This is a genomic window from Pseudarthrobacter sp. TAF60_1, from assembly GCF_052113505.1.
In the GTDB taxonomy this organism is placed as follows: Bacteria; Actinomycetota; Actinomycetes; order Actinomycetales; family Micrococcaceae; genus Arthrobacter.
Window position 1 is genome coordinate 52,969 of sequence record NZ_JBFRDI010000015.1, and the last position, 16,736, is coordinate 69,704.

A 16,736-nucleotide genomic window follows, 5' to 3' on the forward strand; every position below is an offset into this window, starting at 1 on the left:
TAACTGAACTGACCAGTCAGTTCAAATAAGCTAGAGGCCATACTTTTCCAGCAGCCGCAGCCACACCTCGCTGATGGTCGGAAAGGACGGAACGGCATGCCACAGCCGTTCAAGCGGCACCTCGCCAACCACGGCAACCGTGGCGGCATGGAGCAGTTCTGCCACGTCGGGCCCTGCGAAAGTGGCGCCCAAGAGAACCTTGCGGTCCTCGTCGATGACCAGCTGAGCCCAGCCCTCGTAGTGCTCGGAGTGCAGGGACGATCCTGATACCTCGATGGGCAGCTCCACGGACGAGGCGTTGTAGCCGTCCTTCCTGGCTTGCTCCAGCGTCCGTCCCACGGCGGCCAGTTCCGGATCCGTGAACACCACGCTGGGTACGGCGTGCTGGTTGGCCGTCTGGGCGAACCGGCTCCAGGCTGCCGGGACACCATCCAGCTCGCCCTTGGCCCGGGCGGCAATGGCGTCGCCGGTGGCCCGGGCCTCGTACTTGCCCTGGTGCGTGAAATAGTTCTTGCCGGCGGCGTCGCCCACCGCGTAGAGCCAGGGTTCCTTTCCTTCCAAGCCCTGGACTAGGCCAGTGGAGTCGGTGGGGACCCGGAGTGGCGTCCCCTCCCGGGCCTCGATTCCCACGTTTTCCAGGCCAAGGCCTTTGAGGGCCGGATGCCTGCCGGTGGAGACCAGGACCTTGTCCGCCGTCACGGTGCTTTGTTCATCGCCAGTCCCGTCACGCAGCGTCACGGTGAAGGTGCCATTGTCGTTTTGGTGGATGCTTTCCGTCGACGTGCCGAGGCGGATCTCCACTCCGTCCGCCCGCAGGCCAGCGGCCACGATGCTGCTGGCTTCGGCCGGGAAGCTGCTCAGGAGCCCGCTCCTGGCGACCAGCGTAACGTCTGCGCCCAGGCGGGCGAATGCCTGAGCGAGTTCGGTGCCGGCCACACCGCCGCCAAGGACCATCAGCCGTTCCGGGATTTCCTTTGCCGAGGTAGCTTCCCGGGTGCCCCACACGTGGAGTCCTGGCAGTCCCTTGATGGGCGGTTGATTGGGGGCGGAGCCGGTGGCCAGGACGACGGCGTGCCGGGCCTTGAGCTGGTAGGTGTTGCCATCAAGCCCGGCTACTTCCACGGCGCGAGGCCCGGTGAGCCGGCCGCGGCCGCGGATGAGTTCGATCCCGGCACCGTCTAGCCACTTCACTGCGCCGTCGTCCTGCCAGTTGGCAGTGAAATAGTCGCGACGCTTGAGCACTGCCGCAGCGTCCAGCGTGCGGGTGACCGCCTGTTCGGCGCCCGGCACGGTCTGCGCCCCGTGGAGGGCCGTGCCCGGACGGAGCAGCGCCTTGGACGGCATGCACGCCCAGTAGGAACATTCACCGCCCACGAGTTCGGCCTCAACAACAACGACCGTGAGTCCTCCCTGGACTGCGCGGTCCGCGACGTTTTCACCCACAGCGCCTGCACCAATGATTACGACATCAAATTCCCGGTCCACGGTTTGGGGCGTCATTTCTCCAGCCTACGCCCGGCCTTGTGGGGCCCTGGTGCTTAAAGCAAAAGGTCCGCACCGGCGAACCGGTGCGGACCTTCATTCTGTGCGCCCAAAGGGATTCGAACCCCTGACCTTCTGTTCCGTAGACAGACGCTCTATCCAGCTGAGCTATGGGCGCATATTCCGTTTCGCGGAGTATCTCGCTCCCCGAACCTCGAATTACTTTACGCGAGTCCGGGCCCTCGTGCCAAATCGGGAGCCGTGTAATATGGACGACTAGACCGGTCTACGTGACCTTAGTCACTTAATTCCAGCGATTTGCGCAGATTTTCCTTGAATTTGCGCGGCTTCCATCCCAAAGGAGCAGAAACGTGCACAACAGGCATCGCCGGGGACCCCGGAGCGGCCAATAACATTTAGGACACACCGATGAACCCGAGGAAGGGAACCGTAATGGGCGATCTGGCGCAGAAACCGCTGCTTGAACAAGCACCCACCACGCATGCCGCACTGCTGGCATGGGTCGAAGAGGTTGCAGAGCTTACGCAGCCGGACCGGATCCACTGGGTTGACGGATCCGAAGAAGAAAACACCCGTCTCACCGACGAACTCGTGGCGGCCGGCACACTGACCCGGCTGAACCCGGAGACGTTCCCCAACTCCTTCGCGGCATTCTCCGACCCGGCCGACGTGGCACGGGTCGAAGAGCAGACCTTCATCTGCTCCGAAAAGGAACGCGACGCTGGCTTCACCAACAACTGGATGGCTCCGGCTGAGATGAAGCAGAAGCTGCGCGGACTGTTCGCCGGTTCCATGCGCGGCCGCACCATGTACGTCATCCCGTTCGTGATGGGCCACCTCGACGCCGAGGATCCCAAGTTCGGTGTGGAGATTACCGACAGCGCCTACGTGGTCGCCTCCATGCGCATCATGGCAAACATCGGCACCGAGGTGCTGGACAAAATCACGGCGACGAACGCATTCTTCGTGCCCGCCCTGCACTCCCTGGGCGCGCCGCTCGAAGCCGGCCAGGCCGACGTCGCATGGCCGTGCAACCCCGACAAGTGGATTGTCCACTTCCCCGAAGAGCGGTCCATCTGGTCCTACGGCTCCGGCTACGGCGGAAACGCTCTGCTGGGCAAGAAGTGCTACGCCCTGCGCATCGCATCCGTCATGGCACGCGACGAAGGCTGGCTGGCCGAGCATATGCTCATCCTCAAGCTCACCTCGCCGGAGAAGAAGAACTACTACATCTCCGCGGCCTTCCCCTCCGCCTGCGGCAAGACCAACCTCGCCCTGCTGGACCCCACCATCGACGGCTGGGAAGTCGAAACGCTCGGCGACGACATCACCTGGATGCGGATCGGCAAGGAAGGCGAGCTGCGCGCCACCAACCCGGAGGCGGGCCTGTTCGGCGTAGCACCTGGCACCGGCTGGGGTACCAACCCCAACGCCATGCGCGCCATTGCCAAGGGCCACAGCATCTTCACCAACGTGGCATTGACCGACGACGGCGGTGTGTGGTGGGAAGGCATGACCGACGAGGTCCCCGCGCACCTGACGGACTGGCAGGGCAACTCGTGGACGCCGGATTCGGACAAGCCGGCCGCGCACCCGAACTCCCGCTTCTGCACGCCGATCTCGCAGATCGACATGCTGGCTGAGGAGTACTACAGCCCCGACGGCGTAGAGCTCTCGGCCATCCTCTTCGGTGGCCGCCGTAAGACCACTGTTCCCCTGGTCACGCAGGCCCGCAGCTGGACCAACGGCATCTTCATGGGCTCCACGCTCTCCTCGGAAACCACGGCGGCAGCCGCAGGCCAGGTCGGCGTGCTCCGCCGCGACCCGATGGCCATGCTGCCGTTCATCGGCTACGACGCTGGCGACTACCTGAAGCACTGGATCAGTGTCTCGGGCAAGGCCAACCCGGAGCGGCTCCCGCACATCTTCCTGGTCAACTGGTTCCGCCGCACTGCCGACGGCGGCTTCGCGTGGCCGGGCTTTGGCGACAACGCCCGCGTCCTCAAGTGGGCCATCGAGCGTCTCGAAGGCAAGGCTGACGCCATCGAAACGCCTATCGGCTTCGTCCCCGCCGGCCACTCGCTGGACCTTGACGGACTGGACCTCACCCACGCCCACGTGGAAGATGCAGTGCGCGTCGACCGTGATGAGTGGGATGCCGAGCTGGCCTCCATTGAAGAGTGGTACGCGAAATTCGGTGACTCCCTGCCGGAGGCCCTGCGTGCCGAGCTCGACGCCCTGAAGGAACGCATGGCGGACCACAGCTAGTCAGCTGAACGAGCAGACATAACGACGGCGGCCCCGCACCTTTTGACCAAAGGTGCGGGGCCGCCGTCGTTCCCCACCGGCCCCTAGCCTCGCAAGCTCGGCCAGGGAACCCTGCCGGTGTGGGCCCATCAGTCGATTCAGCTGGCGAGCCAGATGTCCGGGCCGAAGACCTCGTAGTGGATGGACGTGGCCGGGATGCCCGCGTTGATGGCCTCGTTGCGGATGTTCTTCATGAACGGCAGCGGGCCGCACAGGTACAGGGAGGCGTTGGCCGGAAGATCCACCTCGCGCAGGGACATGAAGCCTTCCTTGGTGCCTTCGACCGGCTGCTCCAGCCACAGCTGCAGTTCGGCGCCGTCCAGGCGTTCGACGTCGTCCGTCATCTGGCCACGCAGCGCCCAACTGTCCAGGGTGCTTTCCGCATGCAGCACCAGGACCTGCCGCTCCGAACCAGCTTCGGCAAGGGAGCGCAGGATGGAAGCGGTGGGGGTGCAGCCGATGCCGGCCGAGGCCAGGACTACCGGACCGTCGCCCTCTTTGAGGGTGATCTCGCCGTAGGGGTTGGAGATCTCCAGGACGTCGCCCACCTCCACGCTGTTGTGCAGCACGGGGGAGACCTCGCCGCCGTCGTCAAGCTTGGTGGTGAAGCTGCGGCTGGTTCCGGCCTCGCCGGACAGTGAGTACTGCCGTACCTGCCGAAGGCCGTCCGGCAGGACCACTTTGACGCTGACGTACTGGCCCGGCAGGGCCGGGGTGATGGGGGTGTCGTCAGCAGGCTCGAGCGTGAAGGTCATGGAGCCGGCGCCGGCTACCGTTTTGGCGGCTACCCGCCACGGGGCCCACATTTTGCCGTTAGCCTGCGCGGCGTAGAGGCCCTTTTCCAGCTTGATCAGGGCATCCGCCATCAGCCAGTACACCTCGGTCCAGGCCTCGGCGATTTCCGGCGTGATGACCTCCGCAAGATCCTCGGCGATGGCGGCGAAGAGGTGCTCGTAGACCACCTGGTACTGGGGTTCGGTGATGCCGAGGGAGGCGTGCCGGTGAGCGATCCGCGCGAGGACTGTCTCCGGGAGTGTTCCGGGATTGTTGACCAGGTGGGTGGCGAAGGCGGCGATGCTGCCGGCCAGGGCCTGCTGCTGGTTGCCGTTGCGCTGGTTCGAACGGCTGAACAGTCCGTCAAGCAGTTCGGGGTGGGCGGCGAACAGGCGGGCATAAAACTTGGGGGTGATTTCACCGATGCGTGAACCGACGAGCGGCAGGGTGGCCTCAATGACTGGGCGGGATTTGTCCGAGAGCATTGCTAACTCCTGAGGTAGGTGACCGGGGCCTTCGTCCGGTCGGATAATACGCGCATTTGAGATGCCTGTATTGATACCCCAAGTTCTACACCTTGTAGAAATGTGAAATCAAATCGGGGCGTCACGTGGCGGGTTTGATCCGGAAATGAGGCCCGGAGGAGCGAGGGTGGGCCGGCCTACGGCGCCGGTATGGCCTCGGCCTGGAGGCCGGGACGCAGGCCGATCATCTGGAAGACAGGCGCCATTTGCGTCGATCCCGGCAGTTCGGCCACGACTATTTCGTCCAGTTCGCGGTAGAAGGCCTCGCGGGCCCGGGCCAGGGCGGCGCGAAGCTTGCACTCACTGATCAGCGGGCAGGTGCCGCCCGGAGACACGCAGTCGGCTGCGTCGGTGCGGGTGTTCAGTGCCCGCAGGACCTGCCCCACCGTAACCAGGCGCCCGGCCGCGCTGAGCCGCGAGCCGCCGCTCCTGCCCCGTTCCACGTCGATCAGGCCAAGGGCGCGCAGTTTGGCCATGGCCTTGCTGACGTGGTTGTACGGCGTGGCCACGGCATCGGCAATGTTCTGCGTGGTGAGGAGGGTGGCCCCCGGGGCAGCAGCCAGCACCATCAGGGCCCGGAGGCTGACGTCGGCAAAGGCATTGATCTTCATGGCTGCCGGCTGCGGTCTAGTCCACCCAGATGGCGGGCTCGTTGGTGTCGGCGGCGAGCGGGCCAAAGTCCCACTCGCGGCTGGCCGTGTTGGCAGCGTACGGGAGGACCGCGGCGAAGACAGACCCGTCCCGGTGCTCCGCGGCAACGTGGATGGCATCTGAATCATCCTCAACCAGCGTGATGTCGCAGACCACTGCGGCGGCGCGGAAATCAGCCCGATTCTGGCGCAGCAGTTCGGTGAGGTCGCTGATCATCCCCTCGGCATCGAAGTCGCCGTCCGAGCCTTCCGTGGCATCCGCCGGGGTAACGGCCATGAGCCGGACCTCGCCGTCGTTCTCCACCACCAGGGCGAACGGCAGGAACCCGCCGTTGCGCTGGAGCTGTTCCTGGGCGGCGCCAAGCCCTGTGCCCATCAGGTTCTCCAGATCGGCGGCGCTGGCCTCCGGAACGGAATCCCGCCAGGACGGCTCAGCCGGGCCGCCCGCCGCTTCGTTCGCCGCCTCCTGGGCCATGCGGGGCTTAGCGCCGGACATTGGCCAGCACGCGGTCGCGCACGCGTTCCATCAGCAGCCGGTCCGTGGCCTCGACGTTAAGCCTGAGGAACGGCTCGGTGTTGGACGGGCGGAGGTTGAACCAGAAGCTTCCGTCATTGGCCGTGAACGTGCTTCCGTCCATGGTGTCAACGATGATGTCCTCGGCAGCAAAATCTGCCTTCACCCGGTCTACTGCTCCAGCCTTGTCCTCGATCTCGGAGTTGATCTCGCCGGAGGAGACATAGGGCTCGTACTCGCGGCCAAGCTCGGACAGCGGGCCGTCCTGCTCGCCGAGGGCGGCGAGGACGTGCATCGCCGCGAGCATTCCGGTGTCTGCGTTCCAGAAGTCGCGGAAGTAGAAGTGTGCGGAGTGCTCGCCACCGAAGACGGCACCCTCCTCGGCCATGACTGCCTTGATGAAGGAGTGGCCAACGCGGGTGCGCACGGCCCGTCCGCCGTCGTTCGCCACCAATTCCGGCACCGCGCGGGACGTGAGGAGGTTGTGGATGATGGTGGGGGTGGCCTCACCTTGGGCCTGGGCGCGGGCGATTTCGCGGCGCGCCACCATGCCTGTGATGGCCGACGGCGAAACGGGCTCGCCCTTTTCGTCGATGACGAAGCAACGGTCGGCATCGCCGTCGAAGGCGAGGCCGATGTCGGCACCGTGTTTGATGACCGCGGCCTGCAGATCGCGCAGGTTCTCGGGCTCGAGGGGGTTCGCCGGGTGGTTGGGGAAGGAACCGTCCAGCTCGAAGTAGAGCGGAATGATCTCGAACGGCAGCTTGGGCAGGAGGGCGTCGCCGAGGACCGCGGGGGTGGTCAGGCCGGCCATGCCGTTGCCTGCATCCACCACAACCTTGAGTGGACGGGATCCGGACAGGTCCACCAGCTTGCGGAGGTACTCCGAGTATCCCTTCAGGACATCGTGGACGCCGATCTTCCCGCGCGTGGCTGCCGCCGGGATGTGGCGGGCGTTCAGATACTCCTCAGCAAGGGCCTGGATCTCTTTGAGCCCCGATTCGGAGGAGATGGGCTGAGCGCCGGCCTTGGCCATCTTGATGCCGTTGTACTCGGCAGGGTTGTGGCTGGCGGTGAACGTGGCGCCGGCCGCGTTGAGGGAGCCGCAAGCGTAGTAGAGCTCGTCGGTGGAAATGAGGTCAAGGAGCTGAACGTTGGCGCCGCGGGTGGCGGCGCCGTCGGCAAAGGCCTTGGCGAACTCGGGGGAGGAGGGGCGCATGTCGCCGCCCACCAGGACGGTCTGTCCTTCAAGTTCAAGGACATCGACGAACGCGGCACCTACGGCTTCGACGATTTCGGCGGTGATGGAATCGCCCACGATGCCCCGGACGTCGTAGGCCTTGAAGGATGCCGAGAGGTCAAAAGTCTTTGTCTGTTCGCTAGTCACGGGTCTTATCTTACGTGGAAGTGCACGGTTGCCTGGTGAGGGAGAGTGGGCGCCCGGCCATGTGACGGCGGGCCCCAATTGTTGTGTGCCGACATGTTGGGTTGTCCACATAAGGAACTCCGGGGAACTGGGTGTCGGTGGGGGCTGGGATACTGAATCAATGGTCGATACCCAGAACGCCGCCCTTCTTTCCGCTTCCCCTCACGCGCCGTCCGCCACCAGGATCCAGGCGCTGGAGGTCCTCCGGGAACTCGTGGGGCATCCGGAAGCAGCATTCCATGACGGTCAGTTCGAAGCCATTGAGGCGTTGGTCGACGGCGGCCGGCGGGCCCTGGTGGTCCAGCGCACCGGCTGGGGGAAATCGGCCGTGTACTTTGTGGCGTCACTGCTGCTCCGGCGCCGGGGTGCCGGGCCAACGTTGATCGTTTCGCCGTTGCTTGCCCTGATGCGGGACCAGGTGGCTGCCGCCGCCCGCGCCGGTGTCCGTGCCGTGGCCATCAACTCGGCGAACCAGCTGGAATGGGACACCGTCCGGGAGCAGCTTGCCGCGGACGAGGTGGACGTCCTGCTGGTCTCGCCGGAAAGGCTCACGAACCCGTCCTTCCGCGAGAACCAGTTGCCGGAGCTCATCCGGCGCACTGGCCTCCTGGTCATCGATGAGGCCCACTGCATTTCCGACTGGGGCCACGACTTCCGGCCGGATTACCGGCGGATCGCGGACCTGATCACGCAATTGCCGGACTCGGTTCCTGTCCTGGCCACCACCGCCACGGCCAACTCGAGGGTGGTCCACGACATCGAGGAACAGCTCGGTGCCGGCGTTCTGACCATCCGTGGCACCCTGGGCCGGGATTCCCTTCGGTTGGGTGTTCTCGCCCTCCCGGACTCGCGCCAACGTCTGGGCTGGCTTCTGACCCACCTCGGTGATCTCCCTGGCAGCGGGATCATTTACACGCTGACCGTTTCAGCCGCGGAGGACACCGCGCGGCTCCTCGCAGAGGCAGGGCATGAGGTTCAGGCCTACACCGGCCGGACCGACCCTGCGGACCGGGAGCGTGCCGAGCAGCTCCTTAAGGACAACCAAGTCAAAGCGCTCGTGGCCACCTCGGCACTCGGCATGGGCTTCGACAAGCCGGACCTCGGCTTCGTGGTGCACCTTGGCGCGCCGTCCTCCCCGGTGGCGTACTACCAGCAGGTGGGCCGTGCAGGCCGTGGCGCGGCAAACGCCGATGTGCTCTTGCTCCCGGGCTCGGAAGACCGTGACATCTGGCAGTACTTCGCTACCGCGTCCATGCCCTCTGAAGAGAAGGCCACGGCTGTGCTGACCGCCCTGGCCGAGGCTGGCTCCGCAGTGTCCACCGTTGCCTTGGAAGCACGCGTTGACCTCCGCCGCACGCCGCTGGAGCTGCTGCTGAAGGTGCTGGCAGTGGACGGTGCCGTGGAGCGAGTTGGCGGCGGATGGCGTTCCACCGGCACGCCCTGGGTTTATGACGCCGAGCGCTACAGCCGGATTGCCGAGGCCCGGGTGGACGAGCAGGACTCCATGGTCATCTACCAGGACACCGCCGGGTGCCGGATGGAGTACATCACGTCCGTCCTTGACGACGAGACGGCGCATGCCTGCGGGCGGTGCGATAACTGCGCGGGCCGCTGGTTCCCGGCCGATATTGCCGCTGAGGCCACCGCAGCTGCGGGCCAGACCCTGAGCCGGGCCGGCGGCGTCCTGGAGGCGCGGCTGCAGTGGCCCAGCGGCATGGACCGGCTGGGTGTACCAGTGAAGGGCAAGATCAAGGCCGACGAAGGGCTTGCGGACGGCCGCATCCTGGCCAGGCTCACCGATCTGGGCTGGGGAGGTGCGCTGCGGGAAATTTTCGCGGCCGGCGCCCCCGACCGGCCGGTGGACCCCGCCATGCTGCAGGCCTGCGTGCAGGTCCTGCGTGAATGGGCCACCGGTGACGGCCGCAACCCCGGCTGGAGCGGTGCCGGAAGGCCCGCCGCGATCGTCAGCATGCCATCCCGGAGTAAGCCCGAACTGGTCCGCTCCCTGGCACAGGGGATCTCGGAAATCGGCCGGATGCCCTACCTGGGCGAACTGTCTCTTGGCCACGGCGGACCTACGGGAAGCCGGGGCGGCAACAGCGCCTATCGGCTGGCTGGGGTCTGGGACCGTTTGGTGGTGGGGCCTGAACTTGAGGCAGCCGTGGCGTCCCTGCGGGGCCAGGGCGTGATGTTGATCGACGATCTGGTGGATAGCCGGTGGAGCCTTACCGTGGCCGGACGTGCGCTTCGTCAGGCGGGAGCGGGCGCCGTTCTTCCGCTGGTGCTTGGGCAGGCGGGCTAACCGCCGGATTGCTGGCCTCTGCACCGGCGGGGCGGCTGACTTCTGCGCCGGCGTGCCGGTGCAAGGACAGGCTGTCTGCGGTGCTGAAGAGCATCAGGACCGCCATGGACAGGAAAGCACCACGGAACGGACCGGCGGCATCGGCCGCGAACGCGGGGACGCCGTCGTACACCCTGATCAGCAGCGCCCCGACGGCGATACCGGAGCCTGCAGCCAGCTGAACCAGCGTCGCTGACACGGAGTTTGCCGAGGTGAGCTGGGCGGGCACGATGTCCGCGTACTGCACCGAGGCGTACGCCGAAAACCCGATGGAGCGGAAAGCGCCGCTGCAGACCAGCAGGGCGAAGATCAGGGCCTGCGGGGTGTTCGGTGTGAGCAACGCGCACAGCGCGAAGGTCACTGCTGACGCCAGGGAGCCCAGGACCAGCATGGCGCGGAAACCGAAGCGGCGGATCAGCGGCGTGGTGGCCGGTTTGATGCCGATATTGCCGATGAACACGGCGGCCACCATGATGCCGGCATGCAGTGGCGACCAGCCGAAGCCGGTCTGGAACATCAGCGGCAGCAGGAAAGGCACGGAGCTGATGGTCAGGCGGTACACAAACCCGCCGGTGGCCATTGCCCGGAAGGTCCGGGTGCGAAAGACCGAAAGATCAAAGAGCGGGTGTTTCGCCCGCCACATCCACAGCACCGCGCACACCAGGGCAGCCAGCCCAGCCACTGCGGAGATCGCGGCCCATGGACCGTCGGGATGTGCCGTGGCCAGTTCCAGGCCGACCACCAGGGAGCCCACTCCCGCGGTAGTCAGGGCCAGTCCCAGCCAGTCCAGCCGCCGGGCCGGATCGCCGGCCGCGGCCGGAACAATCTTGAGCGCCGTAATGAAGGCGGCCGCCCCCAGCGGCAGGTTGATGAGGAAGATCCAGTGCCAGGAAAGATACGTGGTCAGGGCGCCGCCCACCAGGGGAGCGAGCACCGGTGCCAGCAGTGCCGGCCACACCAGGAAGGCCGTTGCCCGAAGCAGTTCCGATTTGGGCGTGCCGCGAAGCACCAGGAGCGTACCCACCGGAACCATCATGGCCCCACCGGCACCCTGCACGATCCGGCTGATAGTCAACAGGGTCAGGTCGGGGCTCAGCGCGCAGGCCAGGGACGCGAGCGTGAAAAGGGTGATCGCGACGCAGAAGACCTTCCGGGCACCCACACGTTCGGCGAGCCAACCACTCAAGGGGATCCCCATCGCCACGGTCATGAGGTAAGCGGTCATGGTGATGTTCACGTCGGCGGCCGGCACGCCAAAGTCGCTGGCGATGTTGGGGATGGCCGTGGTGAGGATGGTGCCATCCAGAAATTCCATAAAGAAGGTGGCGGCAACCAGCAGCGCCAAACGGGGATTCCACGCCGGGCCGGTTTCCGTGGTCGGGGCGTTACGTGCTGGCATTGCACCATCCTGCCACCGTCGGCCCGCACGTCCCGCATGTAGGTAGCAGCAGATGTCGTCATGACGGCTCAAAAGGACATCTGCTGCTACTCAGTTGGGGGGAGGGGGCAAAGGTCCGGGGGCCGGGTACGCAAAAGGCCCCGGTCCAGGACCGGGGCCAAACGCGGAGACGGGGGGATTTGAACCCCCGGTGGAGTTGTGCCCCACACTTCATTAGCAGTGAAGCCCATTCGGCCGCTCTGGCACGTCTCCAATTGCTATTCCTAGCCCACCAAGGATACGCAGAACCGGCCACCGAGCGCAAAACGGCCAACGCGGGGTCACTCCGCGCCAACAGAACGCTGGCTATTGCGCCTGGAGTGACCCCGCGTTGCTATGCGCGGGCCGGACCATCCTGATTTCGCGGAGGTTTTCCCAGCCGGCGATGGTGTCCTCGGCGCCGTCGGGCGAAAACCCGAACCGGGTGTAGAAACCGATGGCCTTGTGGTTATCGGCGGCAACCCACAGGCTCGCGGCCCGGGCACCCAAGGCAGCTTCGAGAAGCCGGCGACCCAGCCCCAAGCCTTGGTGGGACGCCAACAAATACAGTCCCCACAACTCCAGGTCACCGGACGACGGCGACGGGTGGCCCTCCGGGGAGCCTGGAGCGGGCAACCGCCGGATGCCGGCGAAGCCAACCACAATGCCGTCGTCGCACGCCGCCCACACCTCCGCCGGCTCCGGCCGGTCCAGCAGTTGGTGCCAGAGCGCCAGCCGGCCCGCCGGATCCACCGCGGCCAGGAAAGCGTCGGACAGCATCCCGCGGTATGTCTCCTGCCAGCAACGGAGGTGGACCTCGGCCAGCCGTTCCACGTCAGCAGGGACTGCCCGGCGCACCGACAACCCGGACATCAGCCGCCGGCCAGGGCACGCCACAGGAAGTGCTGGCTCCGGGCCTGGAGCGCGGCGGCCTGCCGGTTGTCTGAAGCTCCGGCGTGACCACCCTCCAGCGCTTCGTGGAACCAGACGTTCCGGATGCCCATGGCCTCCATGCGGGCGGCCATCTTGCGGGCCTGGACCGGGCCAAACCTGTCGTCGGACGTGGCTGTCCAGATAAACGTTTCGGGGTACTCCACGCCGTCCTTCAGCAGGTGGTACGGCGAGAACGTCCTGATGTACTCCCACTCCTCCGGCACGTCCGGGTCACCGTATTCGGCGATCCACGAGTGCCCGGCGGAGAGCTTGGTGTAGCGGCGCATATCCAGCAGTGGAACGCCGCAGGAGACGGCGCCGAACAGTTCCGGGTAGCTGGTGAGCATGTTGCCCACCAGAAGCCCGCCGTTGGACCCGCCTACACAGCCGAGCCGTTCGCGGGAGGTGACCCCGCGGGAGACGAGGTGCCGGGCCACGGCCGCGAAGTCCTCGAAGGCGCGGTGCCGGTTCTCCTTCAACGCGGCCCGGTGCCAGCCCGGCCCGTATTCGCCGCCGCCGCGGATGTTGGCCACCACGTAGACGCCGCCGCGGGAGTGCTGCGGTTCGCCGGTGGCGCCGGTTGCGGCGGTCCGGCGTTCCAGCCACGCCCTGCCCACCGTCCCGCTGTACGCCGGGGTGCGCGAGACTTCGAAGCCGCCATAGCCCGAGAGCTGTGTGGGGTTCTGGCCGTCCAGGACCAGGCCGCGGGCGGCCACCTGGAAGTAGGGGACGCGGGTGCCGTCCGCGGACACGGCAAAGTGCTGCTGCACTTCATAGTCGCCGTCATTAAAGAACGACGGCGACGCCTTCACCTGGGCGTGCCGGCTCACCACGCCGGCGCCCTCCTCGCCCCCGGGCCCGGAAGCAGCCCGCTCCAGCGTTCCGCGCATCAACGTGCTGGGGGTGGTGAAGCCGGTGGCGACCAGCCAGAAATCGTCGCCCGCACCGCCGTCGGCCGGGCTTTCATCTTCGTCGTCCACCGCATAGGCGTTGACATCGTGCAGCGGCGGGCAGGCGTCCAGCGGGGAGGAAGCCCACGCCCCGGAAGTAGGCTCGGAAGAGGGCACAGCCGGATCCAGCACCCGGATTTCGGAGGAGACATCGCGCAGGAGATTCAGCAGCAGGAAGTTCCGCGTCCAGCTCCAGGACTGCAGCGACGTGTGCGGGTCGGGGGTAAACAGCACCAGCAGGTCCCTCGATCCGGCCAGGTAGTCCTCGAACCTGACGGCCAGCAAGGAGCCGGAAGGGTAGGTTTTGCCGTCGAGGTCCCAGTCCTGCTGCGGCCTGAACAGGAGCCACTCGCGGTGGGCGCTGAGGTTCACGTCCGTGGGTGCTTCGACCTCCACCCAGGATTCCCCGGCCCGGACGAACGTGCTCCGGTTGTAGAAGTCGATGTAGTCCACCGCGAAGGTGCGCTCGAAGCCGGGCGTGGAATCGTGCGCCACCACTGCCATCATGTGGTCTTCGGGCACCTCGAACAAACGCGGCGCGGCAGCCAAGGATTCGCCGCGGTGCAGGGTGACGGCGGTCCGGGCATAGGAGGAGGCCGTGCGCGGCAGTCCCTCCGCAGTGGAGGCCACCAGCAGGGTGTCCGCGTCCAGCCACGAGACGTTGCCCTTCCCCGTCGGCAGGTCAAAACCGCCGGTGGCCGGGTCCACGAAGGTGCGGGTGCCGACGTCGAACTCCCGGTAACGGTTGGCGTCACCGCCGTCGGGGGACAGCGCCACCAGGGCCTGGCGGTATGGTTCGCCGTCTGCCGGGCGAAGGAACGTGGCGCCATGGAACACCCACTCCACTCCTTCGGCGGTGGCCAGCGCGTCCATATCCAGCAGGACGTCCCATTCGGGAGAGTCGGTCAGATAGCTCTCCCAGGTGGTGCGCCGCCACAGCCCCTTCGGGTTCGCCTGGTCCTTCCAGAAGTTGTAGTACCACTCGCCGCGTTTGCCCACCATGGCGATCCGGTCCGTGGAGTCCAGCACTTCGAGAATGCTCCCCTCCAGGGCCGCATAGTCCGCATCCTCCAGGAGGTCCTCGGTGCGGGCGTTCTGCTCCCGGACCCAGGCCAGGGGCTCCTCCCCGTAGATTTCCTCCAGCCAGACGTTCTCATCAGGGGGCTCCGGGGCAACCGCCGGGGAGGCAGTTCCGGGGTTTGAAGGGGTGGAAGCGGACGATGAACCGGGCGCTTGATCAGCTGCAGTGGTGGTCATGCGCCCCATCCAAACAACATCTGAGCTCCGCAGGCAAGTCAAGGGCCCGGAGCCCGGGCGGATACTCTGGATGCCGTGGGTAAATCGACGAGCATCCGGGTAGCCATCATAGGCGCGGGTCCCCGGGGTACCAGCGTTCTGGAGCGTCTACTCGCCCATGCCGCCCTCAACACCGGGTCCGTGCCTGTCCATATTGACGTCGTTGACCCTTTTCCTGCAGGCCCGGGGCACGTCTGGCACCCCGGGCAGTCCCGGCTCTACCTCATGAACACCCAGTCCTTCTACCCCACGGTGATTCCCGAGGACCCCAGGCTTCCCACGCCTCTGGCCGGCACCACCTTTGACCGCTGGCGTGCGCATCAGCAGAGGGATCCGTCGCCGTCCCTGACGCCGGACGAAGTGGACGAACTGGCCGCCCTCGACTCCCGAGACTTTCCGAGCCGTGCACTGTACGGCCGCTACCTTCGCTGCACCGTGGAGGATCTCCTTGACAAGTTGCCCGACGGCGTCACGGTCGGGTTCCACGAGACGGACGCCGTGTCAGTGCGCAGGGCAGGGGACGCGTATGACGTCGGACTCGCCAGCGGCGGTTCACTCACGGTCGATTCGGTGGTCCTCGCCCTCGGGCACATCCCTTCCAGGCTCAACCTCGAGCAGCGCGAACTCCAGTCGTCAGCCGGCCAGCTGGGCCTGCGCTACTTCCCGCCCGCGGTGCCTGCCGACGTGGACTGGTCCGCCGTTCCGGCCGGTGAACCCGTCCTGGTCCGCGGCATGGGCCTGAACTTTTTTGACGCCATGGGCCAGCTCACGGAAGGCCGGGGAGGCAAGTTCATCGACGGTGGCGCCGGGCTTGAGTACCAGCCCTCGGGGCAGGAACCCCTGATCGTCGCCGCCTCCCGCAGGGGGACCCCCTACCGCGCCAAGGCCGCGTTGGACGGCTACTACCCGTCGTCGGTCACGTTGCGGTACCTCACAGAGGCCGCGCTGGAACGGTTCGCGGCCGCCGGAATCCTCCCGGGGTTCGACCATGACCTGTGGCCGCTTCTGCACCGCGACACCCTCTGGGCCTATTACTCCACTTTGGTGCGCTCGCAGCCGGGTGCCGTCCCGGATGTGCCGGCGTTCCTGGCTGCCCTGGACGAGGCCCTGCGGCCGCACGCCCACAGCTCAACCAACTGGGAAGACGCGGTGGAGAGTGTGCTGGCCGTCCATGTCGGGCCGCGGCACCGGCTGGACCTGCTGGGCCTTGCCTCCCCCCTGGCGGGCCGTTCGTTCGCCTCCCGCGCGGAACTGGATGCCGCCGTCGTCGACTACCTCCAGGATGACGCCCGCCGTTCCGCGCTGGGCGAGCAGGACCCGGTCAAGATGGCAATCGGGGCGCTGCATCGCGGGCGTGCGGTGCTCAAGACGGCAGTGGCCGACGGCGGCATCACCGATGAGTCCTGGGTCGCCGGGCTGCGTGGCTGGTTCGAGTCGTTCGTGGAGGGCCTGGCGAGCGGCCCGCCTGCCCTGCGTGCCGAACAGTTGGCCGCGCTGGCGCGCGCGGGAGTGGTCAGTTTTGTGGGTCCCGACCCCCGGTTCAGCGTGGACCGGCGGGCAGGCCGGTTCACCGCCGTCTCGCCGTGGGTGGGCAGTCCGCCGGTTGCGGCGACAACGATGATCGAGGCCCTGGCGCCCGCAAACCGGGTTGCCGCCAACGATTCAGCGCTCCTGCAGCAGCTCCTCGACGACGGGTTGGTGCGTCCCCGGCTGATGATGACGGCCGAAGGTGCGCCGGTGGAGGCGACCGGCCTGGATGTCAGGCCGCACCCCTACAGGCCCGTTGCGGCCAGCGGCTCCGTCACTGACGGGCTGTACGTCCTGGGCCTGCAGCTTTCCGCCGCCCAGTGGGGTACGGCGATTGCCGCGGAAGCGGTGCAGCCCGGCGGGCCCGCCTATGCGAGCGGGCAGCGGACCCTCCGCGACGCCGACGAAATCGCGCAGGCCATCCTGGATCCTTAAACAACGCGAGGGTCACTCTACGCCCGACATTCCGTCTGGAATGGGCGTGGAGTGACCCTCCCCACCCGCACCCTAACCTCGCAAGCTCGGCCAGGGAACCCTGCGGGTGGGGGCCCACGTTGGTCCTTGGTGCGAAGCG

The 16,736-nt window shown here is 66.8% G+C and carries 11 protein-coding genes and 2 tRNA genes; 3 read left to right on the plus strand and 10 right to left on the minus strand.

The features are described 5' to 3' along the window. Positions 1–30 precede the first annotated feature (30 nt). Together AB4Y73_RS16315 and AB4Y73_RS16320 are read right to left on the minus strand one after the other, a co-directional pair. Positions 31–1,500, minus strand: coding sequence for a dihydrolipoyl dehydrogenase family protein (locus AB4Y73_RS16315; protein WP_441872940.1), 1,470 nt, complete (start codon positions 1,498–1,500; stop codon positions 31–33). 86 nt (positions 1,501–1,586) lie between these two features. Next, positions 1,587–1,660: transfer RNA gene (locus AB4Y73_RS16320), tRNA-Arg, on the minus strand. A gap of 275 nt (positions 1,661–1,935) precedes the next feature. Here AB4Y73_RS16320 and AB4Y73_RS16325 point away from each other — a divergent pair. After that, positions 1,936–3,771: a phosphoenolpyruvate carboxykinase (GTP) gene (locus AB4Y73_RS16325; protein WP_441873037.1), complete on the plus strand. Its 1,836-nt coding sequence runs from the start codon at positions 1,936–1,938 to the stop codon at positions 3,769–3,771. 137 nt (positions 3,772–3,908) lie between these two features. Here AB4Y73_RS16325 and AB4Y73_RS16330 read toward each other — a convergent pair whose 3' ends face one another. The 4 genes from AB4Y73_RS16330 to AB4Y73_RS16345 all read right to left on the minus strand — a co-directional run bounded on the left by AB4Y73_RS16330 (position 3,909) and on the right by AB4Y73_RS16345 (position 7,659). Beyond that, positions 3,909–5,069 (minus strand): globin domain-containing protein, encoded by a 1,161-nt coding sequence (locus AB4Y73_RS16330; protein ID WP_441872941.1) that lies wholly within the window; start codon positions 5,067–5,069, stop codon positions 3,909–3,911. Between the two features lie 176 nt (positions 5,070–5,245). After that, on the minus strand, positions 5,246–5,719 hold the full coding sequence (locus AB4Y73_RS16335) for an RrF2 family transcriptional regulator (RefSeq protein WP_441872942.1): 474 nt from the start codon (positions 5,717–5,719) through the stop codon (positions 5,246–5,248). A gap of 16 nt (positions 5,720–5,735) precedes the next feature. Beyond that, positions 5,736–6,233, minus strand: a complete 498-nt coding sequence (locus AB4Y73_RS16340; RefSeq protein WP_441873039.1) for a hypothetical protein — start codon at positions 6,231–6,233, stop codon at positions 5,736–5,738. A gap of 7 nt (positions 6,234–6,240) precedes the next feature. Next, entirely contained in the window at positions 6,241–7,659 is a 1,419-nt protein-coding gene (locus tag AB4Y73_RS16345; RefSeq protein WP_441872943.1) for a phosphomannomutase/phosphoglucomutase, read from the minus strand. A gap of 160 nt (positions 7,660–7,819) precedes the next feature. Here AB4Y73_RS16345 and AB4Y73_RS16350 point away from each other — a divergent pair, with 160 nt between their 5' ends. Next, positions 7,820–10,000: a RecQ family ATP-dependent DNA helicase gene (locus AB4Y73_RS16350; RefSeq protein ID WP_441872944.1), complete on the plus strand. Its 2,181-nt coding sequence runs from the start codon at positions 7,820–7,822 to the stop codon at positions 9,998–10,000. Here AB4Y73_RS16350 and AB4Y73_RS16355 read toward each other — a convergent pair. The 4 genes from AB4Y73_RS16355 to AB4Y73_RS16370 form a co-directional block, all read right to left on the minus strand. Next, the gene (locus AB4Y73_RS16355; RefSeq protein WP_441872946.1) at positions 9,924–11,438 is read right to left on the minus strand and encodes an MFS transporter; all 1,515 of its coding nucleotides are present in this window, start codon (positions 11,436–11,438) and stop codon (positions 9,924–9,926) included. The genes AB4Y73_RS16350 and AB4Y73_RS16355 overlap by 77 nt on opposite strands. Positions 11,439–11,602: 164 nt before the next feature. Further along, a tRNA-Ser gene (locus tag AB4Y73_RS16360) sits at positions 11,603–11,690 on the minus strand. Positions 11,691–11,783: 93 nt separating this feature from the next. After that, positions 11,784–12,329 carry a GNAT family N-acetyltransferase gene (locus AB4Y73_RS16365; protein WP_441872949.1) on the minus strand — a complete coding sequence of 182 codons (546 nt, stop codon included), beginning with the start codon at positions 12,327–12,329 and terminating at the stop codon, positions 11,784–11,786. Further along, the gene (locus AB4Y73_RS16370; protein ID WP_441872951.1) at positions 12,329–14,596 is read right to left on the minus strand and encodes a prolyl oligopeptidase family serine peptidase; all 2,268 of its coding nucleotides are present in this window, start codon (positions 14,594–14,596) and stop codon (positions 12,329–12,331) included. The genes AB4Y73_RS16365 and AB4Y73_RS16370 overlap by 1 nt, the downstream gene beginning before the upstream one ends. Positions 14,597–14,671: 75 nt before the next feature. Between AB4Y73_RS16370 and AB4Y73_RS16375 the strand changes: the two genes are divergently transcribed. Next, complete coding sequence (locus tag AB4Y73_RS16375; RefSeq protein WP_441872953.1) at positions 14,672–16,597, plus strand: FAD/NAD(P)-binding protein; 1,926 nt, start codon at positions 14,672–14,674, stop codon at positions 16,595–16,597. The last annotated feature ends 139 nt before the right edge of the window (positions 16,598–16,736 follow it).

Bases quoted from the DNA above. Each gene is read 5' to 3' on its own strand.
- AB4Y73_RS16315 (WP_441872940.1), bottom strand. From the start codon at position 1,500: ATGACGCCCCAAACCGTGGACCGGGAATTTGATGTCGTAATCATTGGT.
- AB4Y73_RS16325 (WP_441873037.1), top strand. From the start codon at position 1,936: ATGGGCGATCTGGCGCAGAAACCGCTGCTTGAACAAGCACCCACCACG.
- AB4Y73_RS16330 (WP_441872941.1), bottom strand. From the start codon at position 5,069: ATGCTCTCGGACAAATCCCGCCCAGTCATTGAGGCCACCCTGCCGCTC.
- AB4Y73_RS16335 (WP_441872942.1), bottom strand. From the start codon at position 5,719: ATGAAGATCAATGCCTTTGCCGACGTCAGCCTCCGGGCCCTGATGGTG.
- AB4Y73_RS16340 (WP_441873039.1), bottom strand. From the start codon at position 6,233: ATGGCCCAGGAGGCGGCGAACGAAGCGGCGGGCGGCCCGGCTGAGCCG.
- AB4Y73_RS16350 (WP_441872944.1), top strand. From the start codon at position 7,820: ATGGTCGATACCCAGAACGCCGCCCTTCTTTCCGCTTCCCCTCACGCG.
- AB4Y73_RS16355 (WP_441872946.1), bottom strand. From the start codon at position 11,438: ATGCCAGCACGTAACGCCCCGACCACGGAAACCGGCCCGGCGTGGAAT.
- AB4Y73_RS16365 (WP_441872949.1), bottom strand. From the start codon at position 12,329: ATGTCCGGGTTGTCGGTGCGCCGGGCAGTCCCTGCTGACGTGGAACGG.
- AB4Y73_RS16370 (WP_441872951.1), bottom strand. From the start codon at position 14,596: ATGACCACCACTGCAGCTGATCAAGCGCCCGGTTCATCGTCCGCTTCC.